At 71.5% G+C, this 17,834-nt stretch carries 18 protein-coding genes; 13 read left to right on the top strand and 5 right to left on the bottom strand.

The genetic code is table 11. From position 1 onward, the window contains the following. Window positions 1–105: 105 nt before the first annotated feature. On the top strand, window positions 106–1,602 hold the full coding sequence (locus ACSJDX_RS01135) for a glycosyltransferase family 2 protein (protein WP_438353770.1): 1,497 nt from the start codon (window positions 106–108) through the stop codon (window positions 1,600–1,602). 68 nt (window positions 1,603–1,670) lie between these two features. On the opposite strand, the gene ACSJDX_RS01130 is transcribed toward ACSJDX_RS01135, so the two are convergent. The 3 genes from ACSJDX_RS01130 to ACSJDX_RS01120 form a co-directional block, all read right to left on the bottom strand. Then, a complete protein-coding gene (locus tag ACSJDX_RS01130; RefSeq protein WP_438353769.1) occupies window positions 1,671–2,633 on the bottom strand; it encodes a response regulator transcription factor in 963 nt (320 codons plus the stop codon). A gap of 122 nt (window positions 2,634–2,755) precedes the next feature. Next, complete coding sequence (locus ACSJDX_RS01125) at window positions 2,756–3,772, bottom strand: glycoside hydrolase family 6 protein (RefSeq protein WP_438353768.1); 1,017 nt, start codon at window positions 3,770–3,772, stop codon at window positions 2,756–2,758. 27 nt (window positions 3,773–3,799) lie between these two features. Beyond that, on the bottom strand, window positions 3,800–5,110 hold the full coding sequence (locus ACSJDX_RS01120) for a UDP-glucose dehydrogenase family protein (protein ID WP_438353767.1): 1,311 nt from the start codon (window positions 5,108–5,110) through the stop codon (window positions 3,800–3,802). A 456-nt stretch (window positions 5,111–5,566) separates the two neighbouring features. Between ACSJDX_RS01120 and rplM the strand changes: the two genes are divergently transcribed. Genes rplM through glmM form a run of 3 tightly spaced genes read left to right on the top strand, consistent with a single transcriptional unit; the run spans window position 5,567 to window position 7,898 of the window. Further along, window positions 5,567–6,013: a 50S ribosomal protein L13 gene (rplM, locus tag ACSJDX_RS01115; protein ID WP_438353766.1), complete on the top strand. Its 447-nt coding sequence runs from the start codon at window positions 5,567–5,569 to the stop codon at window positions 6,011–6,013. A gap of 29 nt (window positions 6,014–6,042) precedes the next feature. Then, the gene (gene rpsI / locus ACSJDX_RS01110; protein ID WP_438353765.1) at window positions 6,043–6,525 is read left to right on the top strand and encodes a 30S ribosomal protein S9; all 483 of its coding nucleotides are present in this window, start codon (window positions 6,043–6,045) and stop codon (window positions 6,523–6,525) included. Between the two features lie 14 nt (window positions 6,526–6,539). Then, window positions 6,540–7,898, top strand: coding sequence for a phosphoglucosamine mutase (glmM, locus tag ACSJDX_RS01105; protein ID WP_438353764.1), 1,359 nt, complete (start codon window positions 6,540–6,542; stop codon window positions 7,896–7,898). A gap of 36 nt (window positions 7,899–7,934) precedes the next feature. On the opposite strand, the gene ACSJDX_RS01100 is transcribed toward glmM, so the two are convergent. Further along, window positions 7,935–8,861, bottom strand: a complete 927-nt coding sequence (locus tag ACSJDX_RS01100; protein WP_438353763.1) for a Ppx/GppA phosphatase family protein — start codon at window positions 8,859–8,861, stop codon at window positions 7,935–7,937. A gap of 59 nt (window positions 8,862–8,920) precedes the next feature. On the opposite strand from ACSJDX_RS01100, the gene coaA reads away from it, so the two are divergent. The 5 genes from coaA (at window position 8,921) to tsaE (ending at window position 14,058) form a co-directional block, all read left to right on the top strand. Continuing rightward, a complete protein-coding gene (gene coaA / locus ACSJDX_RS01095; RefSeq protein ID WP_438353762.1) occupies window positions 8,921–9,883 on the top strand; it encodes a type I pantothenate kinase in 963 nt (320 codons plus the stop codon). 168 nt (window positions 9,884–10,051) lie between these two features. After that, window positions 10,052–11,905, top strand: coding sequence for a glutamine--fructose-6-phosphate transaminase (isomerizing) (glmS, locus tag ACSJDX_RS01090; protein ID WP_438353761.1), 1,854 nt, complete (start codon window positions 10,052–10,054; stop codon window positions 11,903–11,905). Between the two features lie 196 nt (window positions 11,906–12,101). Further along, a complete protein-coding gene (locus tag ACSJDX_RS01085) occupies window positions 12,102–12,464 on the top strand; it encodes a holo-ACP synthase (protein WP_438355023.1) in 363 nt (120 codons plus the stop codon). Further along, a complete protein-coding gene (alr, locus tag ACSJDX_RS01080; protein WP_438353760.1) occupies window positions 12,461–13,585 on the top strand; it encodes an alanine racemase in 1,125 nt (374 codons plus the stop codon). Before ACSJDX_RS01085 ends, alr begins: the two co-directional genes overlap by 4 nt. Then, window positions 13,582–14,058: a tRNA (adenosine(37)-N6)-threonylcarbamoyltransferase complex ATPase subunit type 1 TsaE gene (gene tsaE / locus ACSJDX_RS01075; RefSeq protein WP_438353759.1), complete on the top strand. Its 477-nt coding sequence runs from the start codon at window positions 13,582–13,584 to the stop codon at window positions 14,056–14,058. The genes alr and tsaE overlap by 4 nt, the downstream gene beginning before the upstream one ends. Here the strand turns inward: tsaE and ACSJDX_RS01070 are convergent. Continuing rightward, the gene (locus ACSJDX_RS01070; RefSeq protein ID WP_438353758.1) at window positions 14,042–15,013 is read right to left on the bottom strand and encodes an alpha/beta fold hydrolase; all 972 of its coding nucleotides are present in this window, start codon (window positions 15,011–15,013) and stop codon (window positions 14,042–14,044) included. The two genes, tsaE and ACSJDX_RS01070, sit on opposite strands and share 17 nt — an antisense overlap. Window positions 15,014–15,110: 97 nt before the next feature. Between ACSJDX_RS01070 and tsaB the strand changes: the two genes are divergently transcribed. From tsaB to ACSJDX_RS01050, 4 genes are read left to right on the top strand one after another with little or no spacing between them, the layout of a single operon-like run. Next, the gene (tsaB, locus tag ACSJDX_RS01065) at window positions 15,111–15,743 is read left to right on the top strand and encodes a tRNA (adenosine(37)-N6)-threonylcarbamoyltransferase complex dimerization subunit type 1 TsaB (RefSeq protein WP_438353757.1); all 633 of its coding nucleotides are present in this window, start codon (window positions 15,111–15,113) and stop codon (window positions 15,741–15,743) included. After that, window positions 15,740–16,240, top strand: a complete 501-nt coding sequence (rimI, locus tag ACSJDX_RS01060) for a ribosomal protein S18-alanine N-acetyltransferase (protein WP_438353756.1) — start codon at window positions 15,740–15,742, stop codon at window positions 16,238–16,240. The genes tsaB and rimI overlap by 4 nt, the downstream gene beginning before the upstream one ends. Then, window positions 16,189–17,295 carry a tRNA (adenosine(37)-N6)-threonylcarbamoyltransferase complex transferase subunit TsaD gene (tsaD, locus tag ACSJDX_RS01055; RefSeq protein WP_438353755.1) on the top strand — a complete coding sequence of 369 codons (1,107 nt, stop codon included), beginning with the start codon at window positions 16,189–16,191 and terminating at the stop codon, window positions 17,293–17,295. The genes rimI and tsaD overlap by 52 nt, the downstream gene beginning before the upstream one ends. Beyond that, window positions 17,292–17,828 (top strand): hypothetical protein, encoded by a 537-nt coding sequence (locus ACSJDX_RS01050; protein WP_438353754.1) that lies wholly within the window; start codon window positions 17,292–17,294, stop codon window positions 17,826–17,828. Before tsaD ends, ACSJDX_RS01050 begins: the two co-directional genes overlap by 4 nt. The last annotated feature ends 6 nt before the right edge of the window (window positions 17,829–17,834 follow it).

Raw genomic sequence — 17,834 nt, 5'->3', positions numbered from 1 at the left:
GATGTGGAGGTCAGCATACCAAGCTCGTTCACGAGGGGATGCCGCGGCATCCCGGCCCTCGGACCACTCCGACTCCGGCACTGCAGACGAACGGGAAGACGCGACATGACCAGCACCACACCTGAGGCGGGAGCCCCCGCCCTCCGTGCGGAGCTGACGCTGCGCGGCGTTCCGGTCGCTCCCGTTCAGCCGGCGGCGCACGAGTCTTTCCCGCCGGCGTTCCCCGAGGATTTCGACTCGGTGTTCGAGGGCACCTCCACGCAGCGGTCGACCATCGGATGCATCATCCCGGCCTACAACGAGGAGGAGTCGATCGCCCAGGTGATCGAGGGACTGCTCGCTCAGACCCGGGTGCCCGACGTCATCCACGTGGTCGTGAACAACACCACCGACAAGACGGTGCAGATCGCATCGGCGTTCGCTGGTCCGCACGAGATCGTCACCGAGCTCGGCGAGCAGTTCACCGAGGTGTTCGTACACGACATCGGCCGCAACCCCGACAAGAAGGTCGGCGCCCTCAACTACGGCTACGCGCTGGTCGAGGGCTACGACTACCTCCTCGGGGTGGACGGCGACACGGTCGCCGAGGCGCACGCGGTGGAATACCTCGAGACCGAGATCATCGGCGACAGCCGCATCGGCGGCATCTCGGCGATCTACACGATCGACAACCGACCGTTCCGGGGAATGGCGTCCTTCCTCATCAGCGGCCAGCGTTCGCAGTTCGCCGCCTTCAACCTCCAGAACCTGCTGCGCGGCAGGAACATGGCGGTGCTGGGCGGTCAGTTCTCGATCTTCTCCACACACGCCCTGCGCGAGGTGATGGAGCAGAACCATCAGACGACACCGTGGGTGAAGGACAGCGAGGTGGAGGACTCACTCCTGTCGCTGCAGATCAAGAGCGCCGGCTACCTCACCAAGATCAGCCCGGTCGCCCGGGCCGACGTCGGCGGCATGACGACCCTCAGCGGTCTCGACGCCCAGCAGGTGAAGTGGACGTACGGGGCGATCGAGCTGCTGTGGCCCGGCCAGCGCGGCGACACGAAGGGTCAGCCCTTCCACCCCAACCTGCGCATCCGATGGTTCGAGAACTTCGGCATGCTCACCAACCTGTTCGTGCGCATCGCGTTCCTGGTGCTGCTGGCCGGCTCCCTGTCGATCAACGCATTCGTCTTCTCCCCGCTGTGGCTGGCGCCGATCGCGATGGCCGTGGCGCTCAACCTCCGGATGGCCTTCACGATGCAGTCCCGCACCCGGAAGGACGTGCTGTTCGCCCTGCTGATCGTTCCGGCCGAGGTCTACATGTGGATCCGCCTGTCGCACTTCACGCGCGCATGGAGCCGATTCCTGTCGAAGAAGAAGGTCGACAACTGGGCGATGCAGGCCAAGGCCGAGAAGGGCGGCGGGTTCGGGCACTGGACGCCCCTGATCGTGACGATCGGGGTCCTGGTGGCGATCGCGGTCATCTGGACCATGCTCGGCCCGGTCGTGCAGTCTGCGATCCTCTGGATCGGCTGGCCGATCGTGGGGGTCGTGACGGTGCTGCAGACACTGATGATGTTCGCCCGGCTGCTGCGCAGGCAGCACGGGTTCAAGGTCTGAGTCGGGGGCTCAGAGAAGCTCGCCTCCGGCCGAGCTGCACATCCTGGGGAGGGTGGAGCTCGGAGAGGTCAGGCAGGGGAAGCCGAAGCCTCGGAGGTGAGTCGGTAACCGACGCCCCGTACAGTCTCGATGAACCGAGGCTGTACGGGGTTGTCGCCGATCTTGCGGCGCAGGTTCGTCATGTGCGCCTCGATCGCGCGCTTGTCGGCCTCGCCGACGAAGTACGTCGTCACGTACGACTCGCCCCGCAGCACCAGCGTCAGGTCGGCCTTGCTGCGCACGCGGCGACGCGACTCCATGAGCGCGGCCAGCAGGTCGAACTCCGTTCGGGTGAGCTCCACCTCCGTGTCGTCGATGAGCACGATGCGGCTGTCGAGGTCGAGGCGCAGGTTGCGGTGGGCGAGCCAATTGCCCTCGGACAGACGCGCGGAGGAGTGTGCCACGACCTCCTCGACCACGGGGACCAGGTGTGTGTCGGTGTGCGCGGGGAACACCACGGGCGCCTGGACCAGCGCAGCCGCCGTGTCGCTCGAGCTGCCCGCCGGAGACGAGATGGGGATGCCCGCTGTCGTCGTCACCGGACGGGCGCCCGGGAACGATGGGCCCGCGCTCTCCTGCGTCCGCACGGGGGCGGCGGGTGCGCCGCCGGTGCGGGGACGACGCAGCATGGCCTCCACCCGGGCACGGAACTCGCGCGGACGGAAGGGTTTGGTGATGTACTCGTCAGCGCCCGCGTTCAGGCCCATCACGACATCCGCCTCCTCCCCGTTGGCGGTGATCATGATGATGTACGTGTCGCTCTGCGAACGGATGCGGCGAGCCGCCTCGATGCCGTCGATGCCGGGCATGTTCACGTCGAGGGTGGTGATGAGCGGCTGGTACGAGAGCACGGCCTGCACGCCGTCGAGGCCGTTGCCCACCGAGACGGTGGAGAAGCCGGCGGCCTCGAGGACTTCGACGAGCAGATGACGCAGGTCGGCGTCGTCCTCGACGATCACGGCCGTTCGCCCCCGGGGGGTCGTCTCGGTCATGACGGTACTCCAATCGTGCGGTGGGGAGACGGCGCCGTTCGGGCGGCGACGCTCGACGTGCCTGTCTTGGAGTGCTGGAGATGGCATTCTCCCACACCTTCGGGAACTGCTGCGGCGAGCGGTCAGGGTATGACGTCGCGGGTCAGCTCCACGGCCGACTGCGGCCACCAGGCGCCCGCCGCGGGGCCCCCGTTGCAGGTGCCGTCACTCTCGCCCGGAGCCTTGATCCACAGGTTGACGTCGATCACCTCGTCGCCCGTGGAGCCGCCGGCGTCGCCGACCCGACGACCCGACGGGTTGCACCACTGGCCGTCCGATCCGGCGCCGCTGCGGGAGGTGTCGATCACCGCGTGCGCGCCGCCGAGCAGCTCCGAGATCCGGTGGGCGTAGGCGGCCTCGTCGGCGAACAGGTTGTAGTTCGACACGTTGGTCGCGAAGCCGCGCACCCGCTCGACACCCGCCTGGCGCAGCAGGTCGGCCATCTGATCGGCGGGCAGCCAGTTCGAGTGGCCGCCGTCGAGATAGATCGACGCCCCCGACCCGCTGAGCTCGTCGACCGCCCCCCGCAGCTGTGCCACCCGATCGGCGACGTTGCCGCACTGCGGCGCCTGTGCGAGCGAGTCCGGCTCCAGCACGATCAGGAGGGGCAGATCGGATGCCCCGGCCGCCCCTCGAGCGATACGTCGCGTCCACTCGCGGTAGGCGTCCGGCGCGAGCCCTCCCGCCGAGTACTGGCGGCAGTCGCGCCCGGGCAGCCCGTACACGACGATCGTGAGCGCCGCCGCCTGCGCGCGCGCCTGGGCGACGAGCGCCTCCACCCGCGCCTGCACCGCGTCGACGCCGTATTCCTCGGGAGTGAGCCACGCCGCGGTCGGTCGTGCGGCGAGGTAGGCCGCGGCGGCCTGTTCCGGGGATCCGGGGGTCGCCGTGGCCGCGGCATCCGCCGCCTGCGTCCCGGCGACCACGGTCAGTGCCATTCCGGGGTGGGGCGTGCGCGGATCGGGGCCGAGCGGACGAGTGGCCACGATCACGGCCACGGCCGCACTCAGTACCACGGCCACGGCGATTCCGGCGACGAGGAGTGCCCGCCGTCGAGACCGCACGGGATGCTCGACGGGCGAGGCGGCGCGAGGGGTCACGGAGGACGAGCCTAGGCGCTCCACCCGTCAGGGGCGGCCCATGCCGTAGTAGGTCCACCCGGCGGCGCGCCAGGCGGCCGCGTCCAGGCCGTTGCGCCCGTCCACCACGATGCGTCCACGGGTCAGCGACGATGCGTGCCCGGGGTCGAGTTCGCGGCGGTACTCATCCCACTCGGTGACGAGGATCACCGCATCGGCGCCGGTGAGCGCCTCGTCGCGATCGGTCACGTAGGTCAGCTGCGGGTGCATGCGCCGTGCATTGTCGATGGCGGCGGGATCGGTGACCGTCACCGTCGCGCCGAGGCCGTGCAGGCGTACCGCCACGTCGAGGGCGGGGGAGTCGCGGATGTCGTCGCTGTGGGGTTTGAACGCCGCGCCCAGCACCGTGATCCTCTTCTCGAACACCGCGCCGTCCAGCGCCTGCACCACGAGGTCGACGGCGCGGTCGCGGCGGCGGAGGTTGATGGCGTCCACTTCGCGCAGGAAGCCGACGGACTCGCCGCGGCCGAGCTCCTCGGCGCGTGCGGCGAACGCGCGGATGTCCTTGGGCAGGCATCCGCCGCCGAAGCCGATCCCCGCGCCGAGGAATCGGCGTCCGATGCGCACGTCGTGGCCGATCGCGTCGGCCAGCTGGGTCACGTCGGCGCCGGTCACCTCCGCGATCTCGGCCATCGCGTTGATGAACGAGATCTTCGTCGCGAGGAATGCGTTGGCGGCAACCTTCACCAGCTCGGCGGTGGGACGGTCGGTGACGATGAACGGGGTGCCCTTGGCCACCGCCGGGTGGTAGACCTCGCGCAGGATGTCGGCGGCGCGCTCCCCGGCCTCGCCGGGCGTGACGCCCACCACGAGACGGTCGGGGTCGACGGTGTCCAGGACCGCCCAGCCCTCGCGGAGGAACTCCGGATTCCACACCAGTGTCGCCCCCGTGGCCTCCACACGGGGGGCGAGCTCGGCGGCGGTGCCCACCGGCACGGTGGACTTGCCGGCCACGACGTCGCCCGGCGACAGGAAGGGCAGCAGCGCATCGACGGCGGTGTTCACGTAGGTGAGATCGGCGGCATAGCCGTCCTTCTGCTGCGGAGTGCCCACCCCCACGAAGTGCACGGTCGCGTCGCCGGCCGCCGACATCTCCGTGGTGAATCGCAGTCGGCCCGACGCGATCCCCTCGGCGAGGATCTCCTGCAGGCCGGGCTCGAAGAAGGGGGCACGCCCCTGCGAGAGGGTGTCGATCTTGCGCTGGTCCACGTCGATCCCGACGACATCGTGGCCGATCGAGGCCATCGCCGCGGCGTGCACGGCACCGAGATAGCCGCAGCCGATCACGGACAGTCGCATGGGGTCTCCTCAGAGTGCGCGGACGGACATGCCCTTACTACCAGAGGAGTGTTGCGCCCCGGCATCCTGTGTCCCCCGTGACGACGAAGCGGCCCGGTGGTCTGGGGAACCCACGGGCCGCTCTTCCGCCGTGTCCACCCCGAGAACCGGGGCGATCGACAGGTGTATCCGAGGGCTCTGGGGAAGCCCTCGGAACAACCGTACGGACAGACTTCGGATCCGTCTGTCCCCATTTCGGCGGACACTCAGATCGTGCCGCACCGAAGGCATCCTGCGTCAGGGTTTCACAGACGGTCATCGCATGCTGTACTCTGAATCTTTGGTGCCCGCGTCCTGCTGGCCGGTCACCACGAACGTGAGCCCTCCACTGGCGTGTTCCACCGTCTCTCCGACGGAGAACCACCCCGGAGCGGGATTCACGAACCTCTCCGTTCGAATCAAGAAAGCAGCACTATTGTGACGCGCACTTTCACTCCCAAGGCCGGCGAAGTCCAGCGCGACTGGCTCGTCATCGACGCGACCGACGTCGTGCTCGGCCGTCTCGCCTCGCACGCCGCTGCGCTCCTGCGCGGCAAGCACAAGGCGACCTTCGCCAACCACATCGACTCCGGTGACTTCGTCATCATCATCAACGCCGACAAGGTCGCGCTGACGGGTCAGAAGCTCGAGAAGAAGAAGGCCTACCGCCACTCCGGCTACCCGGGCGGCCTCAAGTCGGTCACCTACGGCGACCTGATGGAGAAGAACCCCGAGCGGGCCGTCGAGAAGGCCGTCCGCGGCATGCTCCCGAAGAACAGCCTCGGCGCCGCCCAGCTGCGCAAGCTCAAGGTCTACCGCGGCGCCGAGCACCCCCACGGTGCCCAGCAGCCCAAGACCTTCACCCTCGACCAGGTCGCCCAGTAAGCGCCGCTCAGACTGACAAGGACATACTCGTGGCGAACATCGAAGAATCGACCGAAACCAACTACTCGACCGAGACCCCGGCAGACGAGACCGTCGAGGCCGCTGCGGCCCGCCCGGTGCTCACCGTCCCCGGCGCGGCCGTCGGCCGTCGCAAGCAGGCCATCGCCCGCGTGCGCCTCATCCCCGGTGCCGGCACCATCACCGTCAACGGCCGTGAGTTCGAGGACTACTTCCCGAACAAGCTGCACCAGCAGCTGATCACCGACCCGTTCACGGTGCTCAACCTCACCGGCGCCTACGACGTCATCGTGCGCATCTCCGGCGGCGGCCCCTCGGGTCAGGCCGGCGCGCTGCGCCTCGGCATCGCCCGTGCGCTCAACCAGATCGACGAGGAGAACAACCGCCCGACGCTCAAGAAGGCCGGCTTCCTCTCGCGCGACGCCCGCGTCATCGAGCGCAAGAAGGCGGGTCTGAAGAAGGCCCGCAAGGCTCCGCAGTACTCGAAGCGCTGATCGGCACCGTCTCGATGCCGCTGTTCGGCACGGACGGGGTGCGGGGGCTGGCGAACGGCCCCCTCACCGCCGATCTCGCACTCACCCTGGCCCAGGCGACCGCCGTCGTCCTGGGCCAGGGCCGTACGGCCGAGGCGCGCCGCGCCGCCGGCAAGCGGCTCACGGCGGTCGTCGCCCGCGACCCGCGGGTTTCGGGGGAGTTCCTCGCCGCGGCGGTGGCCGCGGGACTGGCCTCCTCCGGCGTCGACGTGCTCGAGGCCGGTGTGCTGCCGACCCCGGCCGCGGCGTTCCTCATCGCCGACATGGACGCCGACTTCGGCGTCATGGTGTCCGCCTCGCACAACCCGGCGCCCGACAACGGCATCAAGATCTTCGCCCGCGGCGGGGTGAAGCTGCCCGACGTGGTCGAGCAGCGCATCGAGGCCGCGATGGCCGGGCCCAAGCTGCAGCCCACCGGTGCCGGTGTGGGCCGCATCCGTCGGTTCTCCGACGCCGAGGACCGTTACGTCGTGCACCTGCTCGGCTCGCTGCCGCACGCGCTGGACGGGATCCATGTGGTCCTCGACTGCGCGCACGGCGCGGCATCCGGTGTCTCTCCCGAGACGTTCCGCGATGCCGGGGCGCAGGTCACCGTCATCGGCGCCGACCCCGACGGCCTCAACATCAACGACGGCGTCGGCTCGACGCACCTCGACCAGCTGGCCGAGCACGTCGTGCGGGTGGGAGCCGATGTCGGCATCGCCCACGACGGCGACGCCGACCGCTGCCTCGCGGTCGACGCCGCCGGCAAGGTCGTCGACGGCGACCAGATCATGGCGATCCTGGCCGTGGCGATGAAGGAGCGCGGACACCTCGTGAAGGACACGCTCGTGGCCACGGTCATGAGCAACCTCGGCCTGCACAAGGCGATGACCGCGCACGGGATCACCGTCGAGCAGACCGCGGTCGGCGACCGCTACGTGCTCGAGCGCATGAACGAGGGCTCGTTCGCACTCGGCGGCGAGCAGTCCGGCCACGTCATCATGAGCGAGTACGCCACCACGGGTGACGGCCTGCTGACAGGACTGCACATCGTGGCCGAGATGGCGCGACAGAAGAAGTCGCTCGCCGAGCTCGCGTCGATCATGACCGTGTACCCGCAGGTGCTCGTCAACGTCAAGGGCGTCGACCGTTCGCGCGCCAGCTCCGATGAGGGCGTGGCCGATGCCGTCGCCCGGGCGACGGCCGAGCTCGGGCTGTCGGGTCGCGTGCTGCTGCGTCCGTCGGGCACCGAGCAGTTGGTGCGCGTCATGGTCGAGGCGGCCGACGAGGTCACCGCACGGCGGCTGGCCGACGGGCTGGCCGACGTGGTCCGCGAGCGCCTCGCACTCTAGGGGCCGGAAGGATGCCGCGCTCCGCGGCATCCGCTGTCAGTCGAGGGTCTCGAGGTAGCGCAGCAGGACGCCCTCGCGCAGCGCCCACGGGCTGACCTCGAGTTCGTCGACGTCGAGGGCCTTCATCGCGGCGTGCAGCACGACGGCACCGCCGACGATCTGGAACGTGCGCTCGGGGGTGATTCCGGGCAGCTGCTGTCGGGCCTCGGCGGGCATCGCCGCCATGCGCGGGATCCAGTCCTTCAGCGCGGCGCGCGAGAGGATCATGCGCTCCGACTCCGCCCACCCCGGCACCGACGTACCGGCCAGCCGCGCGAGAGACCGGATCGTCTTGGACGAGCCGACGACATGGTCGGGGTACGCGCGTCCGCGCATCGCGGCGACCACGGGGGCGAGCTGCTCGCGCACGTGCGCGCGCAGCGCTCCGAGCTGCGCCTCGGTGGGCGGGTCGTCGGGCAGGTAGCCCACCGTCACGCGACCGGCACCGAGCGGGAGCGAGAGTGCGACATCCGGCACCTCGTCGATGCCCGCCGCCACCTCGAGCGACCCGCCGCCGATGTCGAGCATGAGGATCTCGCCTGCCGACCAGCCGAACCACCGGCGGATCGCGAGGAATGTGAAGCGCGCCTCGCCGGGTCCGTCGAGCACCTGCAGCGGAACCCCGGTGATCGCCTCGACGCGCGCGATCGCGTCGGCGCCGTTGGGCGCTTCGCGCAGCGCCGAGGTCGCGATCGTCAGCAGCGCCGAGACGTGCTCCGCGTCGGCCACGGCGCGCGCCTCGGTCACCGCGGTCTCGAGGGCCGAGATGCCCGCTTCGCTGAGCGAGCCGTCGGGTTCGAGATAGCGCATCAGGCGCAGGATGCTGCGATGCGAGGTGGTCGTGACCGGTCGGGCGCCCTGACGGGCCTCCGACACGAGCAGATTGACCGTGTTGGAACCGATGTCGAGGACTCCGAGGCGCACGGGTCGAGCGTATCGGTCCGACGGTGCCGCTCGGCGGCCACCCGATACGATGGGCGGCGATGTCCGCTGACGAGGCCTCGACGGCCGCCGACCCCGCTCCGACGCACTCCCTCTACCGCGCGTTGGACCGCGGCGACTGGGCGCGGCTCGCGCCGGGGATGGAGCAGCCGCTCACCGACGCCGAGGTCGTGCAGCTGCGCGGCATCGGCGACCGGATGGATCTGCGCGAGGTGCAGGAGGTGTACCTCCCGCTCAGCCGGCTGCTCAGCCTGTACGCCCGGTCGACGAAGACGCTGGGCGCGTCGACCAGCAGCTTCCTGCACGAGCCGGACACCACCACGCCGTTCCTCATCGGCATCGCGGGGTCGGTCGCGGTCGGCAAGTCCACGGTCGCGCGTCTGCTGCGCGAGCTCCTCAGCCGCTGGTCGGACACTCCACGGGTCGAGCTCGTGACCACCGACGGATTCCTGTACCCGAACGCCGAGCTCGAGCGCCGCGGCATCATGGATCGCAAGGGCTTCCCCGAGTCGTACGACCGGCGGGCGCTGCTCGACTTCCTCACCGATCTCAAGAGCGGCGCCGAGGTGGTGCGCGCACCCTTCTACTCGCATCTGCGCTACGACATCGTCCCCGACGCGGTCGTGACGGTCCGGCGCCCCGATGTCGTCATCGTCGAAGGCCTCAACGTGCTGCAGCCGCCGCCCGCGGCCAACGACGTGTCGGTCAGCGAGCTGTTCGACTTCTCCATCTACGTGGATGCCGCGCCCGACGACATCGCCCAGTGGTACGTCGAGCGGTTCATGGCGTTGAAGAAGGGCGCGTTCGCCAACCCCTCGTCGTACTTCTCCTCCTTCGCCGCACTCGACGACGAGGCGGCGGTGTCCACCGCGCTCGGCTACTGGAACAGCATCAACCTCCCGAATCTGATCGAGAACGTGCTGCCGACGAAGCATCGCGCGACGCTCGTGCTGGAGAAGGCCGCCGATCACGCGGTCGAGCAGGTCCTCCTCCGCAAGCTCTGACCCCGCGGCATCCGCCGGCGCCGGACCGCTCACCTGACGCGACACGCCCTGTCGACCGCACGGGAAGGGCGTGTCGCGTCAGGTGAGCAGTCCGGGAGGGGATGTCGAGGACCGCAGTGTCCATTTCGTTCAGGCGCCTTGCATACCCCGCCTCGTACCATAGGGGCCATGTGTGGAATCGTCGGATACGTGGGTCCTCGGCCGAGTGAGGCCATCCTCGTCGCGGGTCTGGCCCGCCTGGAGTACCGCGGATACGACTCCGCCGGCATCGCCGTGATCGACGAGGCCGGCGGTCTCGGCATGCGCAAGCGCGCCGGCAAGCTGAAGGTGCTGCGCGACGATCTCGACGCGCACCCGCTCCCGCAGGGCACCACGGGAATCGGGCACACCCGCTGGGCGACCCACGGCGGCCCGACCGATGGGAACGCCCACCCCCACCTGGCCGACGACGACAAGCTCGCCCTCATCCACAACGGCATCATCGAGAACTTCGCCGAGATCAAGGCCGAACTCGTCGCCGGCGGCTACACGTTCCGCAGCGAGACCGACACCGAGGCCGCGGCGATCCTGCTCGGCCGCGAGTACCATGCGGCCGGTGGAGACCTCGAAGCAGCCTTCCGCGCGATCGTCGGCCGCCTCGAGGGTGCCTTCACCCTGCTGGCGATGCATCAGGACCACCCCGGCCTCGTGGTCGGCGCGCGCCGCAACTCTCCGCTCGTGATCGGGCTGGGCGAGGGCGAGAACTTCCTCGGCTCCGACGTCGCCGCCTTCGTCGAGCACACCCGCAGTGCACTGGCGATCGGGCAGGACCAGATCGTGTCGATCACGCCCGGAGGCGTCACCGTCACCGACTTCGCCGGCGAGCCGGTGGAGGTCGAGCCGTTCGAGGTGCTGTGGGACGCCGCCGCCGCCGACAAGGGCGGATGGTCGAGCTTCATGGCCAAGGAGATCAGCGAGGAGCCCGAAGCGGTCGCCAACACGATCCGCGGCCGCCTCCACGACGGTCAGGTCGTGATCCCCGAGCTCGACGGTCTCGACGACCTGTTCGCCGGCATCCGTCGCGTGATCATCGTCGCGTGCGGCACCGCCGCCTACGCGGGCCAGGTCGGCAAGTACGCCATCGAGCAGTGGGCGCGCATCCCGGTCGACGTCGAGCTCGCCCACGAGTTCCGCTACCGCGATCCCGTGATCGGCGACGACACCCTGGTCGTGTCGATCAGCCAGTCGGGCGAGACGATGGACACGCTCATGGCGGTCAAGTACGCACGCGAGCGCGGAGCGAAGACCCTGTCCATCTGCAACACGCAGGGCGCCACCATCCCGCGCGAATCCGACGCGATCGTCTACACGCACGCCGGTCCCGAGGTCGCCGTCGCCTCGACGAAGGCGTTCGTCGCACAGATCACCGCCCTCTACCTCCTGGGCCTGCACGTCGGCCGGGTCCGCGGTTCCGTGCCCGCCGCCGAGGCGGCCGAGCACGTCCGCGAGCTCGAGGCGATCCCCGGCAAGATCGCGCAGATCCTGGAGCGCGAGCAGGAGCGCATCGAGCAGCTGGCCCACTGGATGGCCGACACCCGCTCGGTGCTGTTCCTCGGCCGCCACGTCGGCTTCCCCATCGCGATGGAGGGTGCGCTCAAGCTCAAGGAGCTCGCCTACATCCACGCCGAGGGCTTCGCCGCCGGCGAGCTCAAGCACGGCCCCATCGCCCTCATCGAGGCGGGCCAGCCCGTGTTCGTGATCGTGCCGTCGCCGCGCGCGTCGGCCGAGCTGCACAAGAAGGTCGTCTCGAACATCGAGGAGATCCGCGCCCGCGGCGCCCGTGTCATCGCGATCGCCGAGGAGGGTGACGCGGCCGTGCTGCCGCACGCCGACGAGGTGCTGCGCATCCCTCTGGCCGGGCCCCTGTTCGAGCCGCTCCTGGCCGTGGTGCCGCTGCACATCTACGCGATGGGGCTGTCGACCGCGAAGGGTCTCGACGTCGACCAGCCGCGCAACCTCGCGAAGTCGGTCACGGTCGAGTAGGCCCCGACGGTGGCGGATGCCGGGGCCACCGGCATCCGCTTCGTCATCGGAATCTCTCGCGGATCCTCGCAGACGCAGCGGCTTCGAGCGCGAGGGGTACGCCGCGGCATCCTGATCCCGTCACCGCCGTCCTCGCGGGATGCGGACGGGCGATAAGGTGGCGGATGCCTCGGCCACCGGGGCAGGAGGAGGGGCGATGATCGTCGGCATCGGCGTGGACCTGGTCGACATCCCGCGGTTCGAGCGGTCCATCGCCCGGACGCCCCGGCTCGTGGAGCGGCTGTTCGCCCCGGCCGAACGGACGCTCGCGCCGCGGTCGCTCGCCGCCCGGTACGCCGCGAAGGAAGCGCTCATCAAGGCGCTCGGCGGCTCGGAGGGCGTGCACTGGACAGAGATCGAGGTGACGCCCGAGGCATCCGGCCGCCCCTGGTTCACCCTGTCGGGATCGACCGCCGCCGTCGTCGCCGAGCGGGGCATCACGCGGGTGCACCTGTCGATGTCGCACGATGCAGGGCTGGCGACGGCCTACGTCGTGGCCGAGTCGGCGGCCGCCGCATGAGCCGCCTGCCCGCCGGGGTGATGCGCGAGGCCACGATCGACGTGGGTGCGATCACCGCGAACGTGCGGCACCTGCGCCGTCTCACCTCCTCCGAGGTGATCGCCGTCGTCAAGGCCGACGGCTACGGTCACGGCGCGGTGCGCTCGGCGAACGCGGCGATCGAGGGGGGAGCTGCCCGCATCGGCGTGGCCGACGTCGCCGAGGCGCTGGCGCTGCGCCGTGGCGGGGTCACCGCCCCCGTCCTGGCGTGGCTGCACGCGCCGGGCGCCTCGTTCGCAGAAGCCGCGGCCGCACACGTCGAGCTGGGCGTCTCGTCGTTCGACCAGCTGGTCGCGGCGGCCGCCGCGGCATCGGCCGATCGTCCCGTCGGCGTGCACCTCAAGCTCGAGACGGGTCTCGGCCGCAACGGCATCGCCCCCGCCGACTATCGGATGGTGCTCGCCGAGGCCGCGCGCCTCGAGCGGATCGGCAAGCTCAAGGTCGTCGGCATCTTCAGCCACCTCTCCAACTCGAGCCCCGACGAGGACCGCGCCCAGCTGCGCGCCTTCCAGGACGGCCTGGGCGTCGCGGCGACGCTCGGTCTCGCTCCGCCGCTGCGTCACCTCGCCGCGACGGCCGCCGCGATCGACCTTCCCGAGACGCGCCTGGGCTGCGTGCGGCTGGGCATCGGCATCTACGGGCTCTCGCCGTTCGACGGTCGCTCCTCCGCCGACCTCGGACTGCGACCCGCCATGACCCTGCGCGCGGCGGTCGCCGCGGTGCGCCGCGTCGGGCCGGGCCACGGCGTCTCCTACGGCTTCGACCACCGCACCGAGCGCGAGACGACCCTGGCGCTCGTGCCGCTGGGCTACGCCGACGGCGTGCCCCGACAGGCGTCGGGACTCGGACCGGTCGTCATCGGCGGGCAGCGGTTCCGCGTGGCCGGGCGGGTCGCGATGGACCAGATCGTGGTCGACGTCGGCGATCACCCCGTCGGCGTCGGCGACGAGACCGTGCTGTTCGGGGATCCGACGCTGGGCGCCCCGGCGGCCAGTGAGTGGGCGGATGCGGCGGGCACGATCGACTACGAGATCGTCACCCGCATCGGCCCGCGGGTGCCGCGGAGGCAGGTCTCGGCGTGAGCGGGCTCGATCCGGTGCTCGGTCGGCGCGAGATCTCGGCCCCCGTGGCGATGGAGGCCTTCGGCGAGGAGATCGGACGGATGCTGCGCGGCGGCGACCTCGTCGTGCTCACCGGACCGCTGGGTGCGGGCAAGACCACCCTCACCCGCGGGATCGCGGCGGGGCTCGGGGTGCGCGGGCCGGTGCAGAGTCCCACCTTCGTGATCGCCCGCACGCATCCGTCGCTCGTCGGCGGGCCGGTGCTGGTGCACGTGGACGCCTACCGGCTGGGCTCGGCGATGGAGCTCGACGATCTCGACATCGACGTGGAGCGGTCGGTGGTGATCGTCGAGTGGGGCCGGGGCATGGTCGAGGGCCTGCGCGACGTGTGGTGGGAGATCGAGCTGGAGCGGCCTGTCGGGGGAGAGGCGACCACGTCGGACGAGCTCGACGGCGACGCGCCGCGGGTGGTCACGGTCACGCGACGACCCTGAGCGCGACATCCGTGCGCCCGTGCGCCGGGCTCCCCTGCACCGCTTCACGCAGCACGGTCAGCACGGCATCGGGGCGCTCGATGTGCGCGAAGTGGCCGGCGTCGGGCAGCCGGGTCTCGACGAAACCCGGCAGGAGCGACGCGAACACGGCGCGATCGTCGGGACCGGCGAACACGTCGCGCACCCCGCGCACCGCATGCACGGGGCAGGTTACCCGGCGCCAGCGGTCGGTGTCGTAGGCGGCCGCCCGGCGCGCCGCGCGGGCGAACGCGCGCGGCCGGATCTCCTCCGGCAGCGCGTCGATCACGCTCGCGTGCACGATCCGCGGCCGCGCGAACAGCGGGGCCGACAGAGCGCGCATCCACCCCGCGCGGGCGAGCAGCCGCACGAGACCGCGTCCGCCGGCGCCGAAGGCCGCCAGCAGCCGCATCGTCAGGAGCATTCCGGCGAAGCCCGGCGTGCGCATCCCTCCGCGCAGCGGGCGCCGCACCGCGTCGAGCACTCCGGCACCGCTCGGCGAGACGAGCGTCACCGACAGGGTCGATCCCGGCTCCTGCGCGGCCAGCTCGAGCGCGACGAACCCGCCGAGCGAGTGTCCGACCAGCCGCCACCGGTCGTACCCGAGGGCGCGCGCCACCTCGATCACGGCCGCTGCGAGGTCGGAGGCATCCGCCGTCGCCGCCAGGTCGCCGCTCTCGCCCCATCCCGGCAGATCCACGGCGACGACGTCGGTGAGCGGTGCGGCCGAGCGGTCGGATGCCGCGATCACCGGCGTCCACGTCGTCCACGAGCCCGCCGCGCCGTGGAGGAGGATCGTGGCCGGGCCTCCGGCGCGACGGCCGGTGCGCACCACGATGCGGCCGAGCGCCGTCGGCACGACGACCCGGCGCAGTCCGAGGTCGCGTTCCCGCGTCAGGAGGGCGGGGGAGCGGCGGGCGGTCGGCGGGGTGTGCACGAAGAGTGTTCGGTGCGGCGGGGCGCGCCGGATTGCCCGCCCGCGCCGCCACGGGTGCCGACGTCCTCGCACGGGAACGCGCGACTACCCTGGGAGGGTGTTCCTCGGCATCGACACCTCTCTCGGCACGGCCACGGCTCTCGTGCACGCCGACGGGTTCGTGGTGGCAGAGGCGTCCAGCGACAACCCCCTCGGCCACGCCGAGGTGATCGGAGATCTGCTCGACGCGGTCGCACGCGGCCGCGACATCACGTATGTCGCCTCCGGCATGGGACCGGGACCCTTCACGGGACTCCGGGTCGGGATCGCCGCCGCCCGCGCGTTCGCGCTGGGGAGGGGCATCCCCGTCGTCCCCGTGCCCAGCCACGACGCGGTCGCCCTGCAGACGCTCCTGGCCGACGCCGTCGCCGGGGCCGCGACGCCCCGGTTCGCCGTGGTCACCGACGCCCGGCGCCGCGAGTTCGCCTACACGGTCTACGACGGGCTCGACGACGACGGGCTGCCCGTGCGCGCCGGCGGCCCCGCGCTCGCCCCGCGCGATGAGCTCGACGCCCGCCTCGCCGACCTCGGCGCACGCCGCGACGACGCGCGGTCGGTGCCGGCGGGGATGCTGGCGCTCGCCGCCGCCCGCGCGGTCGCGGCAGGTCGCGCCCTCGCAGACGGCGAGGCGCTGTACCTGCGCTCGCCCGACGTGACCCTCCCGTCCGGTCCGAAGCGGGTCACGGCATGATCCTGCGGCCCGCGACCGACGCCGACCTCGACGCCATCATGGTGATCGAGCGCGCCTCGTTCCCGAGCGACGCATGGTCGGCGGCGACCATGCAGGCCGACCTCGCCTCGGCGCACAACTGGTACGTCGTCGCCGAGGAGGCGGGGCGCGTGCGCGGCTACGCCGGACTGCGAGCCCCGGCCGGATCCCCCGACGCCGACGTGCAGACGATCGCCCTCGCCGACGACGCCCGCGGGCGCGGGCGCGGGCGCGCGCTCCTGCGCGCACTGCTGGCGCAGGCCGCCGAGCGCGGGGCGCGCGAGGTGTTCCTCGACGTGCGCGACGACAATGTCATCGCCCAGGCGCTGTACGCGTCGGAGGGCTTCCTCCCGATCGGCCGTCGACCGAACTACTACCCGGCCGACGGCGGGGTCGACGCGATCGTGATGCGGCTGGATCTGCGCGGATGGACGCATTCCCACGCGGATGCCTCGACCGAGGCGGGGGCGTGCACGTGACCCGCGAGCCCCTGGTGCTCGGCATCGAGACCAGCTGCGACGAGACCGGGATCGGCATCGTCCGCGGGCGCACCCTGCTGTCGAACACGATCGCCAGCAGCATGGACGAGCACGCCCGCTTCGGCGGCGTCGTGCCCGAGGTCGCCGCCCGGGCCCACCTCGAGGCGCTGCAGCCGTCGATCGAGGCGGCGCTGGCCGAGGCATCCGTCCGTCTGGAGGACCTCGATGCGGTCGCCGTCACGAGCGGACCGGGCCTCGCGGGTGCCCTCATGGTGGGGATCGGGGCGGCGAAGGCGCTCGCCGTCTCGCTCGACAAGCCCCTGTACGCCGTCAACCACCTCGTGGGGCACATCGCCGCCGATCTCCTCGACGCGTCGGCGCCCCCGCTGGAGTATCCGACCGTCGCGCTGCTCGTCAGCGGCGGTCACACCTCGCTGCTGCTCGTGCGCGATCTCACCAGCGATGTCGAACTGCTCGGCGAGACGGTCGACGATGCGGCGGGGGAGGCGTTCGACAAGGTCGCACGCCTGCTCGGCCTGCCCTATCCGGGCGGCCCGGAGATCGATCGGGCGGCGGCCGCCGGCGACCCCGCGGCGATCCGGTTCCCCCGCGGGCTCTCGCGCGCCTCCGACCTGCACGCGCACCGCTACGACTTCTCGTTCTCCGGACTGAAGACCGCCGTCGCCCGCTGGGTCGAGCAGCAGGACGGCGACTACTCGGTCGCCGATGTCGCGGCCTCGTTCCGCGAGGCCGTCGTCGACGTGCTCGTCACGAAGGCGCTCGACGCGTGCGCCCGGTTCGAGGTGCCCCGTCTGTTGCTGGGAGGCGGGGTGATCGCCAACCGTCGTCTGCGCGACGTCGCGACCGAGCGGGCCGCCGCCGCCGGGGTCACCCTGCGGATCCCCCCGCTGTCGCTGTGCACCGACAACGGCGCCATGATCGCCGGACTCGCGGCCGAGCTGATCCGGTCGGGACGCCGCCCGTCCACGCTCGGGTTCGGCGCGGACTCGACGCTGCCGGTCACCGAGATCCAGATCGGGGAGACCGACGCATGAGCGACCCGGATGCCGCTCCACGGCCGCCGATCTTCCGCCCGCCGCCTCCTCCGCGCCACCCCTCGACGGTCGAGCAGGACGTCCCGGCGGCCGCCGTCCCCGGAGCCACCCTGCCGATCGCGACCGAGCCGCCATCGGCCGACGTCGCCCCCGCAGCGGCCGCGCCCGGCCTCCCCGGCGAGCACCGCGGTGGCTTCTCGCGCCTGCCCACCGCTCCGGTCGGTGTCGCCGCGCCCGTCGACCCTGAGGCGCAGCGCCCCCTCGAATGGGCACCGCCCGAGACATCCCGCCCGCCGCGGGGTCTCGCCGGCTGGGCGCTGGTCTTCGCGATCGCGGGGCTGGCGTTCGCCCTCTTCGTCGGGTGGGGGTTCCCGATCGGCCTGGTCGCGATCGTCGTCGGTGTCGTCGCGGTACGGCGCCCGATCGAGAACCGCATGGCGGCGGTGTGGGCGATCTGCCTGGGTGCGGTGTCGGTGCTCTACAGCGCCGGCTGGCTGCTGTGGGCGGCGACCCGGATGAACCTGTTCGGCTAGAGCGGA

Source organism: Microbacterium fluminis (assembly GCF_051549805.1).
GTDB lineage: Bacteria > Actinomycetota > Actinomycetes > Actinomycetales > Microbacteriaceae > Microbacterium.
The sequence above is the reverse complement of the archived record's forward strand: the minus strand, read 5'-3'. Positions and strand labels throughout refer to the sequence as shown.

What these genes read in the sequence shown, in the direction of transcription:
- ACSJDX_RS01135 (WP_438353770.1), top strand. Translation starts at nt 106, where the DNA reads ATGACCAGCACCACACCTGAGGCGGGAGCCCCCGCCCTCCGTGCGGAG.
- ACSJDX_RS01130 (WP_438353769.1), bottom strand. Translation starts at nt 2,633, where the DNA reads ATGACCGAGACGACCCCCCGGGGGCGAACGGCCGTGATCGTCGAGGAC.
- ACSJDX_RS01120 (WP_438353767.1), bottom strand. Translation starts at nt 5,110, where the DNA reads ATGCGACTGTCCGTGATCGGCTGCGGCTATCTCGGTGCCGTGCACGCC.
- glmM (WP_438353764.1), top strand. Translation starts at nt 6,540, where the DNA reads ATGCCGCTGTTCGGCACGGACGGGGTGCGGGGGCTGGCGAACGGCCCC.
- coaA (WP_438353762.1), top strand. Translation starts at nt 8,921, where the DNA reads ATGTCCGCTGACGAGGCCTCGACGGCCGCCGACCCCGCTCCGACGCAC.
- glmS (WP_438353761.1), top strand. Translation starts at nt 10,052, where the DNA reads ATGTGTGGAATCGTCGGATACGTGGGTCCTCGGCCGAGTGAGGCCATC.
- ACSJDX_RS01085 (WP_438355023.1), top strand. Translation starts at nt 12,102, where the DNA reads ATGATCGTCGGCATCGGCGTGGACCTGGTCGACATCCCGCGGTTCGAG.
- alr (WP_438353760.1), top strand. Translation starts at nt 12,461, where the DNA reads ATGAGCCGCCTGCCCGCCGGGGTGATGCGCGAGGCCACGATCGACGTG.
- rimI (WP_438353756.1), top strand. Translation starts at nt 15,740, where the DNA reads ATGATCCTGCGGCCCGCGACCGACGCCGACCTCGACGCCATCATGGTG.
- tsaD (WP_438353755.1), top strand. Translation starts at nt 16,189, where the DNA reads ATGGACGCATTCCCACGCGGATGCCTCGACCGAGGCGGGGGCGTGCAC.
- ACSJDX_RS01050 (WP_438353754.1), top strand. Translation starts at nt 17,292, where the DNA reads ATGAGCGACCCGGATGCCGCTCCACGGCCGCCGATCTTCCGCCCGCCG.